General features: G+C 65.1%; 19 protein-coding genes. 8 read left to right on the forward strand and 11 right to left on the reverse strand.

What is annotated here, in order from left to right:
* Window positions 1-63: 63 nt before the first annotated feature.
* The 5 genes from JJ959_RS09530 (at window position 64) to JJ959_RS09550 (ending at window position 3,410) form a co-directional block, all read left to right on the forward strand.
* Entirely contained in the window at window positions 64-345 is a 282-nt protein-coding gene (locus JJ959_RS09530; RefSeq protein ID WP_292882636.1) for a hypothetical protein, read from the forward strand.
* A gap of 255 nt (window positions 346-600) precedes the next feature.
* Entirely contained in the window at window positions 601-969 is a 369-nt protein-coding gene (locus JJ959_RS09535; RefSeq protein ID WP_292882638.1) for a hypothetical protein, read from the forward strand.
* A gap of 10 nt (window positions 970-979) precedes the next feature.
* Complete coding sequence (locus tag JJ959_RS09540) at window positions 980-1,597, forward strand: hypothetical protein (protein ID WP_292882641.1); 618 nt, start codon at window positions 980-982, stop codon at window positions 1,595-1,597.
* Between the two features lie 136 nt (window positions 1,598-1,733).
* Window positions 1,734-2,510: an SDR family oxidoreductase gene (locus JJ959_RS09545; protein WP_292882644.1), complete on the forward strand. Its 777-nt coding sequence runs from the start codon at window positions 1,734-1,736 to the stop codon at window positions 2,508-2,510.
* A complete protein-coding gene (locus JJ959_RS09550; RefSeq protein WP_292882647.1) occupies window positions 2,511-3,410 on the forward strand; it encodes a DMT family transporter in 900 nt (299 codons plus the stop codon).
* Window positions 3,411-3,419: 9 nt separating this feature from the next.
* Here JJ959_RS09550 and JJ959_RS09555 read toward each other — a convergent pair whose 3' ends face one another.
* The 7 genes from JJ959_RS09555 to JJ959_RS09585 form a co-directional block, all read right to left on the reverse strand.
* Window positions 3,420-4,742, reverse strand: coding sequence for an amidase (locus JJ959_RS09555; protein WP_292882649.1), 1,323 nt, complete (start codon window positions 4,740-4,742; stop codon window positions 3,420-3,422).
* Between the two features lie 49 nt (window positions 4,743-4,791).
* Window positions 4,792-6,099, reverse strand: coding sequence for a type III glutamate--ammonia ligase (gene glnT / locus JJ959_RS09560; RefSeq protein ID WP_292882652.1), 1,308 nt, complete (start codon window positions 6,097-6,099; stop codon window positions 4,792-4,794).
* Between the two features lie 69 nt (window positions 6,100-6,168).
* On the reverse strand, window positions 6,169-7,497 hold the full coding sequence (locus JJ959_RS09565; protein ID WP_292882655.1) for an FMN-binding glutamate synthase family protein: 1,329 nt from the start codon (window positions 7,495-7,497) through the stop codon (window positions 6,169-6,171).
* Window positions 7,498-7,507: 10 nt separating this feature from the next.
* Window positions 7,508-8,194 (reverse strand): GXGXG domain-containing protein, encoded by a 687-nt coding sequence (locus JJ959_RS09570; RefSeq protein WP_292882658.1) that lies wholly within the window; start codon window positions 8,192-8,194, stop codon window positions 7,508-7,510.
* Window positions 8,195-8,197: 3 nt separating this feature from the next.
* The gene (locus tag JJ959_RS09575) at window positions 8,198-9,094 is read right to left on the reverse strand and encodes a glutamine amidotransferase family protein (protein WP_292882661.1); all 897 of its coding nucleotides are present in this window, start codon (window positions 9,092-9,094) and stop codon (window positions 8,198-8,200) included.
* 100 nt (window positions 9,095-9,194) lie between these two features.
* The gene (locus tag JJ959_RS09580; protein ID WP_292882663.1) at window positions 9,195-9,869 is read right to left on the reverse strand and encodes an XRE family transcriptional regulator; all 675 of its coding nucleotides are present in this window, start codon (window positions 9,867-9,869) and stop codon (window positions 9,195-9,197) included.
* Window positions 9,870-9,875: 6 nt separating this feature from the next.
* Window positions 9,876-10,787, reverse strand: coding sequence for a nucleoside hydrolase (locus JJ959_RS09585; protein WP_292882665.1), 912 nt, complete (start codon window positions 10,785-10,787; stop codon window positions 9,876-9,878).
* A gap of 114 nt (window positions 10,788-10,901) precedes the next feature.
* Here JJ959_RS09585 and JJ959_RS09590 point away from each other — a divergent pair, with 114 nt between their 5' ends.
* Both JJ959_RS09590 and JJ959_RS09595 read left to right on the forward strand, forming a co-directional pair.
* Entirely contained in the window at window positions 10,902-11,111 is a 210-nt protein-coding gene (locus JJ959_RS09590; protein ID WP_292882668.1) for a DUF3126 family protein, read from the forward strand.
* A gap of 89 nt (window positions 11,112-11,200) precedes the next feature.
* Window positions 11,201-11,392 carry a hypothetical protein gene (locus JJ959_RS09595; protein WP_292882671.1) on the forward strand — a complete coding sequence of 64 codons (192 nt, stop codon included), beginning with the start codon at window positions 11,201-11,203 and terminating at the stop codon, window positions 11,390-11,392.
* Window positions 11,393-11,437: 45 nt separating this feature from the next.
* Here the strand turns inward: JJ959_RS09595 and JJ959_RS09600 are convergent, their stop codons facing one another.
* The 4 genes from JJ959_RS09600 to JJ959_RS09615 form a co-directional block, all read right to left on the reverse strand.
* Window positions 11,438-13,618: a TonB-dependent siderophore receptor gene (locus JJ959_RS09600; RefSeq protein ID WP_292882674.1), complete on the reverse strand. Its 2,181-nt coding sequence runs from the start codon at window positions 13,616-13,618 to the stop codon at window positions 11,438-11,440.
* Between the two features lie 119 nt (window positions 13,619-13,737).
* The gene (locus JJ959_RS09605; protein WP_292882677.1) at window positions 13,738-15,150 is read right to left on the reverse strand and encodes a glutamine synthetase family protein; all 1,413 of its coding nucleotides are present in this window, start codon (window positions 15,148-15,150) and stop codon (window positions 13,738-13,740) included.
* Window positions 15,147-16,469 (reverse strand): Rieske 2Fe-2S domain-containing protein, encoded by a 1,323-nt coding sequence (locus JJ959_RS09610; protein ID WP_292882680.1) that lies wholly within the window; start codon window positions 16,467-16,469, stop codon window positions 15,147-15,149. The genes JJ959_RS09605 and JJ959_RS09610 overlap by 4 nt, the downstream gene beginning before the upstream one ends.
* A 40-nt stretch (window positions 16,470-16,509) precedes the next feature.
* Complete coding sequence (locus JJ959_RS09615; RefSeq protein WP_292882683.1) at window positions 16,510-16,842, reverse strand: 2Fe-2S iron-sulfur cluster-binding protein; 333 nt, start codon at window positions 16,840-16,842, stop codon at window positions 16,510-16,512.
* A 139-nt stretch (window positions 16,843-16,981) separates the two neighbouring features.
* Here JJ959_RS09615 and JJ959_RS09620 point away from each other — a divergent pair, with 139 nt between their 5' ends.
* On the forward strand, window positions 16,982-17,779 hold the full coding sequence (locus JJ959_RS09620) for an IclR family transcriptional regulator C-terminal domain-containing protein (RefSeq protein WP_292882686.1): 798 nt from the start codon (window positions 16,982-16,984) through the stop codon (window positions 17,777-17,779).
* Window positions 17,780-18,002: the final 223 nt, after the last annotated feature.

Genomic DNA, 18,002 nt, shown 5'->3' on the forward strand with positions numbered 1-18,002 from the left:
GCTTGTTCACCCCAAATGTTCTTGTTATGTTCTCACCTCGTCAGCGAAACGGGAACAGGGCGGATGGGACGCTTCAAGGACAGGGCATTGCAGCGGGACGAGCAGCGCAGCCGTCCGGCCACCCTCGCGGATCTCGCCCGCGCCGGGATCGGCGTCTTCTGCTGGTGCAACCGCTGCGGCCATAATGCCGAGGCGGCGACGGCGATGCTGATCTCGCAGCTCGGCCCGGAGTTCCCGGTGCCGGAGGTCGGCACGCGGATGCGCTGCAGCTCTTGCGCCTCGAAGGACGTCGCCACCCGCCCCGCCTGGCCGACCCGCGACCAGGTCGTCGCCCGGCACAGCTAGACGTCAAGTCCAGGACAGGGACAGGCGGCAGAATGGGTCCGGCAGATCTTGCCGCAGTCCGCGAGAAGACGGTGAAAACCGCCTCCCACGGGGCTTTCCGGGATTCGGAGCCGGCTCGTTAAGATCCGTAAAGAAAGGTTTTCGGGCACTTGCCGGAAATGGCACGGGGGTTGCTTAGAGGAACGGCATCACCCGCGGGGTGCGCCAGAAAGGGCGCTGCCGCCAAGAAAACCCGAAGACAGAACGAGGCCGCCCATGCCGCAGTCCCCCGACCAGTCCACCGTCACCTCCGGGCAAAAAGGACACGAACGCCGCCGCGCGCCGCGCGCCACCGCGCCGATGACCGCCGTCGTCGGATCGACCCCCTACACGATCGACGACTGGAACACGCTCGGCATCAAGATCGTCGGGTACTACGGCAACCTGAAACCGAACGACCGGGCCGAGCTGCGTGTGCTGGTACCGACCGCCGGCCCCGGCGCCCTCTTCGCCGCCAAGACCTCGGTCCGGCGCTACGACGAGGAAACCGCCGCCCTCACCCTGCTGTTCGACCCTGTCGAGCCTGTTGCAACCGTCACGCTGAACCGCTACTTGCATGAGATGGTGGCGCAGGGATGCGCCTGAGACCCGACGGATGAACAGTTTCACGGGAGCGCGACGCCTGATGGCCGATGACCGGACGCCGGCGGTGTTCGATCTGCGACGCGACGCTTCTGAAGACGAGAAGAAAGAGCGTGCGTCGGACTCGCCGTTCCCCAGCCTGAAACGCCGTCCCGCCGAGGAGCGGGCGAACCAGATCGTCGAGGACCTGAAGGAGGTGATCCTCAATCCGGGCCGTGGCGAGGGCAAGACCGGCATGTATGTCGGCGACTGGACCAAGCTCGCCCGCAAGGACATCACCCGCGCCATCCGAGACGCCGAGACCAGCGCCGCCTTCCGCGAACTGATGTCCGCCAACCGCATCGGCGGGCTCTGCCTGCGCATCGGCTTCCTTCTGCTCGCGTCCGTCGCCTCCTTCGCCGCCTTCTGGTGGGGCATCGTCGTGATCGGCCGCGAATACGGTCCGCTCTGGGGATTTGGCGCCACCATGTCCGCCCTCGGCCTCTCCCTCGCCTTCGTGATCGCCGGCCTCGTTTACGGTCACGAGGGGCACGAGAAGGCCCTCGACAAGGCGATGAAGAAACACACTGAGGACGAGGACCGGGAGCTTGAGGCCCGGATCAAGCGCGTGCTGGAGAAGAAGCGGGGCTAATTGCCCGCTGCTTGCCAGAGGTCGACCTTTCTCTTCGCGCCGGAACGAATTCCGCGCCGTTTTCCACTCTTTCGCAGTGCAGCAACACCGCTATAGTCGCTCCCTACAGAAACCAAATCCGAATTGGGGGGTAACCATGAAGCTCGATCTCACGGGCAAGCGCGCACTCATCACCGCCGGCGCCGGGGGTATCGGCCGCCGCACGGCCGAGCTGTTCAGCCAGGCCGGCGCGAAAGTGTTCATCTGCGACATCGACCGGGACCAGCTCGAGGACGCGCGCGACAAGGTGCCGAACCTGGACGGCACCCTGACGGACGTGTCGGACCGGGCGGCCCAGAAGGAGATGTTCGCCGCCGCGATCGACTATCTCGGCGGGCTCGACATTCTGGTGAACAATGCGGGCACCGCGGGACCGACCGCACCGGTCGAGGAAGTCAGCCTCGACGACTGGGCGGCCTGCATCGACATCAACCTGACCTCGACCTTCCTGATGACACAGATGGCGGTCCCGCACCTGCGCAATGCGGGCGGCGGCGCGATCATCAATCTCTCCTCGGCGGCCGGAAAGTTCGGCTTCCCGATGCGCAGCCCCTATTCGGCCGCGAAATGGGGCATTGTCGGCTTCACCCGCACCATCGCGATCGAACTCGGTCCAGACCGGATCCGCTGCAACGCGATCCAGCCGGGCGCCGTCGAGGGCGCGCGGATCGACCGGGTGATCAAGGCCAAGGCCGAAGCCAAGGGCATCTCCGAGAACGCGATGCGCAACGAACTTGCCTCCATCGCCTCGCTGAAGGAGTTCGTCACGTCGGACGATATCGCCTCGATGATCCTCTTCCTCTGTTCCAAGGCCGGCGCCCATGTCACCGGTCAGGCGATCAGCATCGATGCCGGTCTCGAGGGCCTTGTCTAAGTGAAAACCGGAGCGCTCTCGAACAACCTACAGGGAGCGCTCTGGATCCTCGCCTCCTGCCTCGCGGCAACGGTCATGACCGTCGGGGTCAAGCTGGCCTCCGACGGTCTCGCCTCGACGCAGATCGTCTTCGTGCGCTGCGTGCTCTCGCTTGCCATGACGATCCCGTTCCTGATCGGCTACGGCAAGCGCGTGCTGTTCAGCCGGCGCTGGAAAATGCATCTGGTCCGGGGCGCGATCGGCGCGATCTCGATGAATGCGGGCTTCTACGCCCTCTCCGTCCTGCCGATCACGACGGCCTCGGTGCTGTTCTTCTCGACCCCGCTCTTCATGACGGCGCTGGCCGGGCCGATGCTCGGCGAGAAGGTCGGCATCCACCGCTGGGGCGCCACCCTCGTCGGCTTCGCCGGGATCGTCGTCGTGGTCGATCCGAGCCTCGACGGTCTGCAGTTCGCCATGCTCTCCGCCCTCGTCAGCGCGGCGCTCTTTGCCGTCATGCTGATCCAGGGCAAGACCCTCTCGAAGGACGATCCGCCGGGCACGCTGATGGTCTATTTCATGGTGATGAGCACGCTCGCCAGCATGCCTCCGGCGCTCTCGCACTGGGAATGGCCGGACACCGATCTCTGGATCGTCCTTATCGTGCTCAGCGTCGGCGCCACCGCCCGCGTCTATTTCGACATCAAGGCCTACGCCGTCGGCGAGGCGAGCGCGATTTCGGTCTTCCAGTACCTGCGCCTGATCACCATCGCCTTCGCCGGCTATCTCGTCTTCGCCGAGATCCCCGACGAACGCACGATCATCGGCGCCGGGCTCATCGTCGCCAGTACGCTCTATATCGCCCAGCGCGAGGCTATGCGGGCGCGGCAGGCACGCGCTGCGGCGGAAGCGAGCGACTGAAGCGCGGGGTCAGCCGCCCAGTTCGCGGTCCAGCCAGCGGGCCGTGCGCAGCAGCTTGCCGTCCTCACCGGGCTTGCCCACCAGCTGAACGCCAAGCGGGAGACCGTCGAGGCTCAGCCGCGGCAGGGACACGCAAGGCACGCCGAGATAGGTCCAGAGACCGTTGAAGATGGGATTGCCGGTCGAACCGAGGCCTTTGGGCGCCGCGCCGGGGGCCGGAAGACACAGCACCGCGTCATAGCGATCCAGCAACGACGCCAGCGCATCGTTGATTTGTCCGCGCGCCAGCTGCGCCTCGACATAATCGCCGGCACGAACGTCGCGGGCCGCGGACAGGCGCGCTTTCAGCGGATCGCTGACCTTGTCGGGGCTGGCCTCGGCGTCCGGGCCGTAATAGGTCAGCATTTCCGCCGCCATAACCGTGGCATGGAAGGCGAGGACACGGTCGAACGGAGACGGCAGGCTCTCCCTGACGCAGCGGGCGCCGAGCCCCTCGACCACGCGCTCGATGGCGTCGCGCGCGCCCGCGTCCGCCTGAGGCCAGGCAGGGGTCTCGAGAAAGGCAAATCTGGGTGCCGGGGCCTCAAGATTCAGATCGGCGGTGAGACTGGAACGGCGGCCGCCGAAGCTGAAGGCATCCGTCGCATCGAACGCCGCCACGCTGTCCGCGATCAGCGCCAGATCCTCGACGGAACGGCCGTAGACCCCGACCGTGTCGAGTGTATGCGACTGCATCAGCACGCCCTCGCGCGCGATCAGTCCAAGCGACGGCTTCAGGGCATGGATGCCATTGAACGAACCGGGCCGGATGACCGACCCGGCAGTCTGGGTTCCGAGCGCGAGCGTGACCTGGAAATCCGCGACCGCGGCCGCCGAGCCCGCGGACGATCCCCCCGGCGTATGCTCCGGATTGTGCGGATTGCGGGTCTTGCTCGGACAGGTGTTCGCGAGCTCGGTGGTCACCGTCTTGCCCATGATCACCGCGCCGGCATTGCGCAGCCGGGCGACGCACGCGGCGTCGCGCCCCGTCCGCTGCCCGCGATAGAGATCGGAGCCGTTCTCGGTCGGCATGTCGGCGGTCTCGATGATGTCCTTGATGCCGACCGGCAGGCCATGGAGCGGGCCGAGCGCGTTGCCCGCCTGGCGATGCCGGTCCGCGGCCCGCGCATTGGCGAGTGCCAGCTCGGGATCGAGGAAGGCCCAGGCCCGGACCGTGTCGTCGCGCGCGGCGACTCGGTCGAGGCAGACGCGCATCAGGTCCTCGGCTGAGGCCTCCCCGGAGGCCAAAACCCGTGCGGCTTCGGACGCTGTCAGCTCGTTCAGTTCGGTCATCTGGGATTCCTCATCGACGCGGTGAACCGCTATCAGGGCATCCCGATTTTCAAATGTCGAGCGTGGTTTCACGTTCCCATTCGGTGAGATGCGCGGTGTAGCTGTTCCACTCGCCGGTCTTGAGCTTCACATAAGCCGCGGAGAATTCCTTGCCCATCGCCGCGGTCAGCCCCTTGTCGGCTTCGAAGGTCCGGATCGCGTCCAGAAGGTTGAGCGGCAGCTTCGGCGCATCGGCAGCGAGAGCGGGTTCGGCATACATGTCGTGATCGTAGCGCTTGCCCGGGTCGGCTTTGGCGGCCAGCCCGTCGAGGCCGGCCGCGATCACCGCCGCCTGCAGCAGATACGGGTTCGCCGCCCCGTCCGGCAGGCGCAGCTCGAACCGCCCCGGCCCCGGCACGCGCACCATATGTGTGCGGTTGTTGCCGGACCAGGTGACCGAGTTCGGCGCCCAGGTCGCGCCCGAGAGCGTCCCGGCGGCATTGATCCGCTTGTAGGAATTCACCGTCGGGTTGGTGATCGCGGCAAGCGCCCGCGCATGACTCATGATTCCGCCGAGGAAATGCATGCCGTCCTTCGAGAGACCAAGTTCGTCCTTCTTGTCGGCGAAGACGTTCTCCTTGCCCTTCTTGTCCCAGACCGAGACATGGCAGTGGCAGCCGTTGCCGGTCAGGTGGCTGAAGGGTTTCGGCATGAAGGTGGCGCGCAGCCCGTGCTTCTCGGCCACCGACTTGACCATGAACTTGAAGAAGGAATGTTTGTCCGCCGTCTTCAGCGCATCATCGAACTCCCAGTTCATCTCGAACTGGCCGTTGGCGTCCTCATGGTCGTTCTGGTACGGCCCCCAGCCGAGCTCCAGCATGTAGTCGCAGATCTCTGAGATGACGTCGTAGCGCCGCATCACCGCCTGCTGGTCGTAGCAGGGTTTCACCGCGGTATCGCGCGGATCGGAGATCTCGGAGCCGTCCGGCAGGATGAGAAAGTATTCCGCCTCTACACCGGTCTTCACCCGCAGACCCTTCTTCGCCGCTTCATCGACAAGGCGGAGCAGCGTGTTGCGCGGCGCCTGCGCGACCGGTTTCTCCTCCATGAAGCAGTCCGCCGCGACCCAGGCGACCTCCTTCTTCCAGGGAAGCTGGGTCACCGAGGCCGGATCCGGAACCGCGAAGAGATCCGGATGCGCCGGCGTCATGTCGAGCCAGGTCGCGAAGCCGGCGAAGCCCGCCCCCTCCTTCTGCATGTCGGCGATGGCGGCGGCCGGGACCAGCTTGGCGCGCTGGGCGCCGAACAGGTCGGTGTAGGAGATCATGAAGTATTTGACCCCCTTCTCTTTCGCAAAAGCTGCGAGATCCTTCGTCATGAACCCTCCTAAGTCCCCAATTCTCCCTGTCGATGCGCACGGCGTTCGGCGCCGCGTCGTTCGGCGTGTTCAGAGCCCGGTCTTGCCGGGTATCCAGTCGGTGCCTGCGAGCGGCACACCGGCCATGGCCGAGGCCTCGATGGTCAGCGCGCAGAGATCCTCCGGTTCGAGATTATGCACGTGGCTCTTGCCGCAGGCGCGCGCGATGGTCTGCGCCTCCAGCGTCATCACCTTGAGGTAATTGGAGAGGCGCCTCCCGGCCGCGACTGGATCGACCCGCTTCATCAGCTCCGGATCCTGGGTCGAGATGCCCGCCGGATCCCGGCCTTCGTGCCAGTCGTCATAGGCGCCGGCCGTGGTCCCGAGTTTCTGGTATTCCGCTTCCCATTTCGGATCGTTGTCGCCGATCGCGACCAGCGCCGCCGTGCCGATGGAAACCGCGTCCGCACCGAGCGCCAGCGCCTTCGCGACATCCGCGCCGCTGCGCACCCCGCCCGAGACCACGAGCTGGACCTTGCGATGCATGCCGAGCTCCTGCAGCGCCGCGACGGCGGGCCGGATGCAGGCGAGCGTCGGCAGGCCGACATGCTCGATGAAGACCTCCTGGGTCGCTGCCGTACCGCCCTGCATGCCGTCCAGCACGACCACGTCGGCACCTGACTTCACCGCGAGCGCGGTGTCGTAATAGGGGCGTGCGCCTCCGACCTTCACATAGATCGGCTTCTCCCAGTCGGTGATCTCGCGCAGCTCCTGGATCTTGATCTCGAGATCGTCCGGCCCGGTCCAGTCCGGGTGTCGGCAGGCGGAGCGCTGGTCGATGCCTTCCGGCAGGGTGCGCATCGCGGCCACGCGCTCGGAAATCTTCTGGCCGAGCAACATGCCGCCGCCGCCCGGTTTCGCGCCCTGCCCGACCACCACCTCGATCGCGTCGGCGCGGCGGAGATCGCGCGGGTTCATGCCGTAGCGCGACGGCAGGTACTGGTAGACGAGGATCTCGGAATGGCCGCGCTCCTCCTCCGTCATGCCCCCGTCGCCCGTGGTCGTCGAGGTGCCGGCGAGGGTCGCGCCGCGGCCGAGCGCTTCCTTCGCAGGGCCTGAGAGCGAGCCGAAACTCATGCCCGCGATGGTGATCGGGATCTTCAGCTCGATCGGCTTCTTCGCGAAGCGGGTGCCGAGCACGACATTGGTGCCGCAGGCCTCGCGGTAGCCTTCCAGCGGGTAGCGCGAGATCGAGGCGCCGAGGAACAGCAGGTCATCGAAATGCGGCACCTTGCGCTTCGCCCCGCCGCCCCGGATGTCGTAGATCCCGGTCGCCGCCGCACGGCGGATCTCGGAGAGCGTATAGTCGTCGAAGGTGGCGGACTGGCGCGGGACGGTCGGGGGATTGCTATAGGTCATCTGTCCGTCCTCAGTAGGCGTCGGCGTTGTCGATGTTGAAATTGTAGAGCTGGCGGGCGGAGCCGTAGCGGGTGAACTCCTCCGGCTTCACATCCGTGATCCCGGCGCGCTCAAGAAGATCGGCCAGAAGCTCCAGATGCTTCGGCTTCATCTTCTTTTTCACGCAGTCGGCCCCGAGGCTCTTCACCTTGCCGCGGACGAACAGCTTGGCCTCGTAGAGCGAGTCGCCGAGCGCGTCCCCCGCATCGCCGAGAACGACGAGCGTGCCGGCCTGGGCCATGAAGGCGGACATGTGGCCGATATTGCCCTTCACGACAATATCGATGCCCTTCATGGAGATGCCGCAACGCGAGGAGGCGTTGCCCTCGATCACCAGCAGGCCGCCATGTCCGGTCGCTCCCGCATACTGGCTCGCATCGCCCTTCACCACGACGGTGCCCGACATCATGTTCTCGGCGACGCCCGGCCCGACGCTGCCATGCACGGTGACGGTCGCCTCGGCATTCATGCCGGCGCAGTAGTAGCCGCAGTTCCCGCGCACATCGACAGTGACCGGCGCGTCGATCCCGACTGCCACGGCATGCGCGCCGCGCGGGTTCAGCACCTCGAAATCAATCTCGTTCGTACCGGCGGCCACATTGTGCAGCGCCTGATTCAGTTCGCGGAGCGGCACCTTCGCCAGATCAAAGCTCGGCATTGCTCAATGCTCCCAGAAATATACGGTTGCCGGCTCCGGCTCCCAGACCCGCGCATTCGCGATCCCGGGCAGGCCGACCAGCGCGCGGTATTCGGAGCCGAAGGCGACATATTCGTCGGTCTCGGCCATCACCGCCGGCTTGCAGGCGATCGGATCGCGCAGCACGCCGAAGCCCGACTTGGTGCCGACGACGAAGGTATAGAAACCGTCAAGATCGCTGAGGCCGCTTTCGAGCGCCGCGCCGAGATTCTGTCCCTCCGCCAGCTTGTGGCTGAGATAGGCCGCCGCGACCTCGGTGTCGTTCTCGGTCTCGAAACGGAGCCCCGCCTTGATCAGCTCGCGGCGCAGATTGTTGTGGTTGGAGAGCGAGCCGTTATGGACGAGGCACTGGTCCGGCCCGGTCGAGAAGGGATGCGCGCCGAAGGTCGTCACGGCGGATTCCGTCGCCATCCTTGTGTGGCCGATGCCGTGAGTGCCGCTCATCTTGCCGATGCCGAACCGCTCGGCCACGTCCTTCGGCAGCCCCACCTCCTTGAAGATCTCGACGCTCTCGCCCCGTCCCATGACGGTGATCCCGGGCCGGAGTTCTTTCAGCGCATCGCGCGCCGTATCCAGCTTTTCCGCCGCGAGCGAGATCACGGCATGGGTCGCCCGTACATCGACGGAGACCTCCGTGCCGATCTTCTTGGAGAGCGCCGCTCCGAGGCCCTTGAAGTCGCTTTTCGGATCGGCCGACTGGACGGTGATCTTGCCCGCACCTTTCGCGGACGGGCCATAGATCGCGATCCCGGCGCTGTCCGGACCGCGGTCGGTCATGGTGATCAGCATGTCCGAAAGCAGCGCGCCGAGCCTCGGCTCCAGCGCCTTGTCCTTCAGAAACAATCCAACGATGCCGCACATGGCCGGCAACCTCCGTTACGTGGTCTCGAACGGACGTTAGCAGGCGGCTCAGAAGAGCACAATTCTGAAGAAACAAATTTTCTTCAGAAGAATATTACGTTCACTCGGATCCGGAGCGCTGGGGATAGGAGATGATCGAGAGATAGCGGATCGGCCGCCGGATCAGTTCCTCCGGCCCGTGCGGCGCGTCGGCATCGAAGAACAGGCTGTCGCCCGGCAGCATCCGGTAGGTCGCGTCCCCGTGCCGGTAGAGCAGTTCCCCTGCCAGCATGTAGATCAGCTCGGTTCCGGGGTGCTGGAAGGTCGGAAAAACGTCAGAATCCTCTGACAGCGTGATCAGGTAGGGCTCGACCAGCACGCCGCTGGTATTGCCCTCAAGATAGCCGAGGAGATTGTACTGGTGTCCGGCTCGGGTCCCCCGGCGTTCGACCTGCACCCCCTCGCCTGCTTTCACGAAGACCGCGTTGCGCGGCTCTTCGAAACGCTTGAAGAGATCGGTGATCGGCACGCCGAGGGCACGGGCGACGGATTGCAGCGTGGTCAGCGAGGGTGAGATCGCGCCGTTCTCGATCTTCGACAGCATGCCGACGGAAAGCCCGGTCGTGCTTGCGAGATCCGCCACCGTGATGCCGAGCGCCTTGCGGAACTCGCGAACCTCCCGGCCGATGGCCAGTTCGAGATTGTTCTCCGCGGGCTCCTTGACCGCATGCGGATCCTGCGCGAGCGCGAGCTTGCGTTCCTTGGCCTTTCCCGGCTTTCCTGCTTGCGATGCCATGGTGCCTCAGGAATACCGCGCGAGGCGGTCGAGCAGGCGGGAAAGGAATTCGGGCGCGTCGATCTCCATGATCACCGTCGCGTTCGGAGCGCCGTCGCCCGCCGTATGCACGATGCTGCGCCCGGCCTCCTCGCCCTCGGTCACAATCTCCACCCGCCGTTCCTCGCCGGAGAAGAGCTCCGGCCAGAGCAGGGAGCCTACCGTCAGAACATCGTGCAGCGCCGGATCGTTGTCACTGTCGTAGAAGGTCAACATTCCGGCGGCGGTATCGCCGACCTTCGTGCCGAGCGCCCGGAGCTCGGCGATCCAGTCCGGCTTCGCGCGCACCTGGTGGGTGACGTTGAGCCCGTGCATGACGATCGGCGCGCCGCTCTCGAAGACGATGCGGGCGGCATGCGGGTCGACATGGAAATTGAACTCGGCATGGGGCGTGATGTTGCCCCGTCCGGTGCTCCCCCCCATCAGCACGATGGAGGAGACCTCGTCCGCCAGTTCGGGACGCGCCACGAGAGCATGCGCGACATTGGTCAGCGGCCCGACCGGGAGCAGCTTGGTCCCGCCGGGCGCGGCAGCGAGTTCCCGCCGCAAAACATCGGCGCCATGCCCGTCCGCCAGCCTCGAGGCCGGTTCCGGCAGCTCGCTGCCGTCGAGACCGGTCTTGCCGTGCACGTCGTCCGCCGTCACCAGAGGCTTCAGAAGAGGGCGCGGACAACCGGCATGGATCGGGATCTCGTGACGCCCCGCCAGGTCCCGGATTCGCCGTGCATTGGCCTCGGTCCGGTGCAGCGGAACATTGCCGGCTACCGTGGTGATCGCCTTCACATCGATCTCTTCCGGGCTGGCGAACGCGAGCAGCAGAGCCACCGCGTCGTCAATTCCCGGATCGCAGTCAATGATGATAGAATCGCGCTTTGTCATATAGCGGAAGATAGGCGTGCCCGGAAAAGACCGGCAAGCGCTTTCACCCGAACGCCTTGAACCGGAGCGCCGGTTCAGCTATTCCCGACGGCTCAACGAACAAAGGGGTCACCCGTGAACAAAAGCGAAATCGAGAAAGTCCAGCGCTACCTGCGCCGCACCTTCGGCAATCACGGCATCACCATCGACAGCCGCCCGAACAAGGACGATTCGGCCGAAGTCTCGCTCGACGGGGAATTCATCGGCGTCATCTTCCGGGACGATGAAGAGGGCGACGTTTCCTATGATTTTCATATGACTATTCTGGAAATGGACCTCGACTGAGGGGTCCGTTCTCCGCTCTCGCGGAAACTCCATAAAACCGACACCCCGGATGTGTCATCCTGTTCCCGCAACGGAACGGAGGACGCCGCATGCGTCTCGATGACATGGTTACGGTGACCTGCACCGATACCGACAAGACCGAGAAGGGCAAGGTGGTCCGCCTCGGACGCGACCGCGCCGACATCATGGTCGGTCCGGCGGTGATTTCCTTTCGGATGACGAAGCCCGGCCTCTATGTCGGCAACCTGCATGGCCTCGAATTCACAATGAAAACGGGCTGAGGCCTTTCGGCCTCAGCCCGCTGCTTCAAGTTCGCCGAGCCGCGATCAGAACTTCGCGGTCATGGTCAGCATGAAGGTGCGCGGACGCCCCTGCAGCAGGTAGTTCGCCCCCGGGAAACCGCCGGTCGATTTCCAGTAGGATTCGTCGGTCACGTTGTCGATCCGGCCGCGGAAGGTCACCGGCACTTCGTAGAGCTGGGCGACATAGCGCACACCGAGATCGAGGGTCGTCCAGCTGTCGAGCTCGGCCGTATTGGCCTCGTTCACATACTGCTCGCCCGTATAGGTCACACGGCCGTCCAGGGTCAGCCCCTCGACATAGGGCAGGTCCCACTCGGCGAGGAAGGTACCCTGGAACTCCGGCACGCCGATCGCCTTGTTACCCTCGTTGGTGCCGCCCTCCGTTTTTTCCAGCTCGGCGTCGACGAAGGTCACGCCGCCAAGCAGGCGGACGCCCTCCATCGGCTCGCCGAAGACGGTGAGCTCGATCCCACGGTTCCGTTGCTCGCCGTTGGCCTTGTAGGTCTGGTTCTCGACGATTGCGTTCTGCTGGGTGATGGAGAAGACGCTCGCGGTCGCCCCGAAGGTTCCGAGATCGTACTTCACGCCGACCTCGATCTGCTCGCTCTTGAACGGCTCGAGCGCCTCGCCGGCGTTGGTGATTGCCGTCCCGCCACTCGTGGCCGGCGCGATCTCGCCCGGCTGCAACGCCTCGGCATAATTGCCGTAGAGCGAGAGGTTGGGCAGGGCCTTGTAGACGATCCCGAGAGCCGGGGTGATCGCCTCGTCCGAATATGACGACGCTTCCGCACCCGTGTTGTAGTTGAAGGTCTTGGTCTCGATCTGCTGGTAGCGGACGCCAAGCGTGGTCAGCAGCCGGTCATCGAAGAAGCCGAGCGTATCGGCAAGCGCGACACTCGAATTCGTCGTCTCCTCCGTTTTCAGCGGATTGTCGAGATCGCCGCCGATGAAGAAATTCGCATCCGGAGCCACGACATCGACCGGATTGTAGAGGTTGTTGGAGAAACCGGAGAAATTGGAGAACGCATAGGCGTTCTTGCTTTCGAGATGCGTCGCGGAGACCGAGGCAACCACCCGGTGACCCACCGGCCCCGTACGGAACTCGCCGCGCACGCCGGCATCGCCGGAGACGACGCTATCCTCGCGCGTATTGTCGAAGCGATAGGCCGTGAGTGTGCCGTCGGCCGTCGATCGCGGGTTGGCCAGCACATTCGCTTCGTCGCCGTCACGCATGCCGCCCGCGAGCCAAACAGTCACATGGTCGGTCACGTCGAACTCGCCGCGGACCGCGCCGAAGAGCTGCTGCTCGTCCGCATAGGTCCAGTCCTGGGCATAGTTGGTCGTGCTGTCCGGCGCATCGGGCACGTCGCCGAGCGGCGTCACTTGCGGGCGCGGAGAGTCGATGCGGTTGTCCTGGAAACCGAGATCGGCGGAGAAGCGAAAGCGCTCACCCGCGTAATCGGTGCCGAGAGAGGTCGCGAGCAGGCTGCGCTCCTCGTCATCCACCGCGGTTTCGCCGTCGCGCCCCACGACATTGAGGCGGAGCCCCCATTCCTTCGACGGACCGAAACGCTCGCCGAGATCGATGGCGCCGAGAAACTGGCTATCGCTTTCGACGCCGCCCGTGACACTGCGGATACCTTCGTCCGGTGCCCGCTTCGGCACCAGATTGACGGTGCCGCCGACCGCGCTGCCGCCCGGCGCCGCGCCGTTGATGAAGGCATTGGCGCCGCGGAACACCTCGACGCGCTCCATCAGGCTGGCGGAGACGAACTGGCGCGGCAGGATTCCGTAGAGGCCGTTCAGCGTGATGTCGTCCGAATAGACCGGGAAGCCGCGGATGACATAGACCTCCTGGAAATTGCCGAAGCCCTTGGCGATGCGGACGGTCGGATCGTTCTTCAGCACATCGCCGATGCTGTCGGCCTGCTGGTTCTCGATCAGCTCCTGGGTATAGGCGCTGCCGCTGAAGGGAGATTCGAGGAAATCGAGATTGCCGAGCAGGCCCGCCCGGCCGCCGGTTGCGACCTGTCCGCCGGCATAGGGCTCCGTCAGTTCGACCTGCGAGCCCTCGACCACGATCGGTTTCAGTGTCTCGGTTGCTGACTTGCTCGAACTGTCCTGCGCCTTCGCGGCACCATGCGCCAGAATCGCCGTCGCCGCCGCGAAGAGAAGCGTGACCTTCCCGCTCTTAACTTTCCACATGAACACTTACCCCCAGAGAAGAAACTTGAGGGCTTGTAAATGCGAATGATTTTCATTTCAAGCCGCAGAATGCGACGAGACAGCGCCCCGTGGATCATTTCCGCGAAGCGGATGCCTGGTCAGAAGAGGGAGAAATATTCCCGTTCTTCCCATTCGGAGACCGCCTGGGCGTACCGGTCCCACTCCGCCTGCTTGATGCGGGAATAGTAATCGACATAGGCGTCGCCGAGCGCGGCGCGGAAGAAGCTGCTCCCGCGGAACAGGGCGAGCGCCTGATCGAGACTGGTGGGAAGACGCGCGGCATCGCTCTCGTAAGGGCGCTCGACGGGCGCCGGCGCCTCAAGCCCGCGCTCGACCCCATCGAGACCGGCGAGGATCTGCGAGGCGATATAGAGATAGGGGTTCGCCGCCGGCTCGCCGATACGATTCTCGATCCGGCTGGCGCCATCGCCCGGACGGGCGAGCGCCCGGATCATCGCGCCCTTGTTGTCCCTCCCCCATTGCACCCGGTCGGGCGCGAGTGTGAAGGGGCGGTAGCGCTTGTAGCCGTTCACCGTCGGGGTCGAGAGCAGGCAACCCTCGGCGGCATGTTCGAGCAGCCCGGCGACCCAGCTGCGGCCAGGTTTGGAGAGCGCCTCGCCCTCCTCCGGCACCATCAGATTGTCGCCGCTCTCGAGATCGACCAGCGACTGGTGCAGATGCCAGCCGCTTGCCATCGCATCCTTGAATTTCGGCCGGCACATGAAGGTCGCATGCAGGCCCTCGCGGCGGCAGACCTGCTTCACCATGGAACGGAACAGCACCATGTTGTCGGCATGCTCCGTCGCGGACGCCGGGTGGAAGGTCACCTCGCACTGGCTCGGCCCGAACTCGGTCTCGAAGGAGCGCACCGGCAGGCCGAGCGCAACGGCATTGCGGCGGACGAGATCGAAGACCTCTTCCAGCCGGTCGTAGCGGTCCTCCGTCAGATACTGGTAGCCGTGCGCCAGCAGCTCGGTTTCGGGCGGCGTCTCCGGCTGGCCGGTGTCGTCATGGCCGAGTTTGGGGTCGATCACGCGCAGTACATGGAATTCGACCTCAAGCCCGGTGACGAGATCGTATCCCTGAGTGTTCAGCTTCTCCACCGCGCGTCGGAGAATGCCGCGAGAACAAACTTCGAGCGGGTTGCCGTCCGTATCGGTCAGGTCCGCCTGCATCCAACTGGAGTGCGGCGACCAGGGCAGCACCCGGAACGTCGCGGGATCGGGCCGCATCAGCACATCGCCGGCGCCAGTCAGGCGCCCGGGACCGAATCCGGCATCCTCCTGCCAGACAGGGAAAACCGTGCGGTGCGAGGTGTCCTTCAGCAGAAGGGTCGAGGTCATGGCGATGCCGGAGCGGAAGGCGCTCTCCAGAGAGTCCGCCATGATCGTCTTGCCGCGCAGGATGCCGTGCTGGTCCGCGAAGGAGATGCGGACGACCTCCAGCCCCTCTTCCGCAACCCGCTTCAGGACCGCGTCGATGGCGGCCTGCTTGCCGTCTGACGCGGTCACGAGAGTGCCGCGTCCCAGCTGCAGGCCGCCCGTCGGCCGGCATCGCGGTCGGTCCAGACCGTCTCCCATGCTTCCGTCGGTCCGATGGCGTCGATCGAGATCGGCCCCTTCACCTGTTCGGCCGCGGCCTGGTCCAGTACCAGCGGCAACGCGCCCTCGCCGTCCTTGACGCTCTTGATCGCGGACCGGAGCAGGCGGCGATAGCGCACGATGGCGGCATCGGAAGAGGCCAGATGCTCGTGCCGCCGGTCCTGGATCGCGCCCATCGACTCGACCGCCCACTGATCGTGCACGTTGATGTCGAGCCCCATGCCCGTATAGGTCAGGGTCTTCTGCTCTTCCGGATCGTAGCCGTACTGGTTCGTCTTGTTGCGGATCGGCGCGAAATCCGGCAGCCGGTGTTCCTTGATCCGCTGCTCCCACATCTTCTTCTTGTCGACCGGCGCGCCGAAGCTGGTGAAGACCGAGTACCAGTAGCAATGGGTGTCGTCGACCGGCACGTGCCACTGGGTGATCGTCATCTCGTTGGACAGAGGGATGGTGATGGCACAGGGGAAAACCTGGTTGGTCACCCGGACATGACGTTGGCCGTTGCCGAGATCGCGCAGCGCGATGATGCGGAGGCCGTAGTCAGTCTCCTCCACCTTCAGCTCCGGATTGGCGAATTCGCGCAGCACCTTGGTCATCGGCATGTCGCTCTGCGCCGCCTTGTCGCGGAACTGCTTGCCGTAGCCGTCCGCCGGATCCTCGTCCTGGAGGAAGCGGTGCAGGAAGGAGGCATGCGCCGGGTCGATGCCGATCTCCAGTGCCTGAAGCCAGTTGCACTCCCAGAGCCCCTTGAAAGCGAAGACATGGCTGTCCGGCGCGCGGAAACAATCGAGCGCAGGGAAGGCCGGCGGCTCGCCCGGCCCCATATAGGTCCAGATGACGCCGGCCTTTTCGACCACAGGATAGCTGGAGATCTTGATGCGCTCGTGCATCTTCGAGTCGTCCGGTTCCGCCGGTTGCTCGGTGCATTGTCCCGTCTGGTCGAAATGCCAGCCGTGGAACGGACAGCGGATACCGCCATCCTCGAGCCGGCCGTAGCAGAGATCGACGCCGCGGTGCGGGCAGAAGCGACTCATCAGGCCAAGCGTCTCGTCCTCGCGGCGGAACAGCACCAGATCCTCGCCCATCAGACGGACCGGCACCACCGGGCGCGGCCCCTCCTCCAGCTCCACGGCAAGCGCGGCGGGCATCCAGTAGCGGCGCAGGACCTGGCCCGCCGGCCGGTCGGCGCCGACCAGCGTGATCTCGTCGTTCTTTTCCTGGCTCATCATGGCGGAAGTCTCCTTCGTCGAAGACGCGGATGAAAGGCGGCTAGTACTGGGTTTCGGGAATGGTGACGGTAAGGCCGTCCATCTCCGGGGTCAGCTTGATCTGGCAGGAGAGCCGGCTGGTCTCGCGCCGCTCGGCGGCCGCGTCATCCAGCATCGCCAGCTCGTCCTCCTGCGCCGGCGGCGCGAGCTTCATGCCTTCTTCATCGAGATAGACATGGCAGGTGGCACAGACGCAGCTTCCGCCGCACTCGGCCTCGATGCCCTCGACATCGTTGAAGACGGCGGCCTGCATGACGGACTCGCCGGTCTCGGCCTCGACGGTTTCCTGCGTGCCATCCGGCTTCACGAAGGTTACGGAGATCTTCTCTCCCACGGCAGCTCTCTCCTTGCAGGTCCTGACAGGACGCCCGACCCGCTGTTTTGTTTGACCGATTATCGAACATTCGGTCTATTATTGATCAAAGACAAAATAGACCGCAGCCATATGGCCCGGTCAAGCCCATGGGAGCACTATGACCGTCCCAGCGCCAGAGAAAGCCGCGCCACATTCCACCGCGATCGCCGACAAGGATATCTCGCTGACCTTCGCAAAGGGCATGGAGGTGCTGGAAGCCTTCGAGAGCGCGGCCGCTCCCATGACCATTCCCGATCTCGCCCGCCAGACCGGCATCAACCGGTCGGTCACGCGGCGGCTGGTCTTGACGCTCGTGCGCCTCGGCTATCTGACGGAGACGAACCGTGCCTACGCGCCGAGCCCCCGCGTGCTCCGACTGGCCAGCGGGTATCTGAGGGAGCGGCAGTTCGGCCGCACCGTGCAGCCTGTCATGGCGTCCTATTCGAAACAGCTCGGCGACGCGATTTCGCTCGCGGTCCGGGACGGCGCCGACGCGATCTATGTCGCATATTCGCCCGGCGATCCGGCCCTGATCACTTCCGGCTTCGGCATCGGTTCCCGACTCCCGCTGACCGCAACCGCAATCGGCCGCGCCCTTCTCGCCTTCAGCGGCGAGGCGGTCATCGAGGACCTGCTCGCCGCCCCGCTGCCTTCCTTCACACCCGAGACAAAGACCGACCCGGCCATGCTCCGCGCCGATCTTGGCGAAACGCGTTCACGCGGCTACGCGCTCGTCACGGGCGAATACGAGCCCGGCGTCACCTCCATCGCGGTTCCGGTTCTGGACAGACAAGGCAGAGCCAGTGCCGCGCTCGGCATCGTCGGCCCGGCGGCACGGTTTGAGGAAATCGCGGTCTGCACGCAAAAGGCGGTGGTGCTTCGGGACTGCGCGGAAACGCTCGCGAACTTCATCTGACGTCGACCGTTTCCTAAAGCGGCGAACCGGGGCTTGCGCCCCGGCCCGTCTATCCCGAGCCGGTCCCATTCGGCCGCGAGATGGAAATCGACTTTTCCGATGAAGATCCGCTGACGCTCGTTTGCCCGATCGGGCCGATGTACGCTTTGGAATGCTGTCGAAGACTGAAGGCGCGACCATACACCCGTACTCATGGCCGTCGCAAGAATTTCGCGCCACTCAC

Origin of the sequence: Nisaea sp., from assembly GCF_017640745.1 — a bacterium.
Lineage (GTDB): Bacteria > Pseudomonadota > Alphaproteobacteria > Thalassobaculales > Thalassobaculaceae > Nisaea.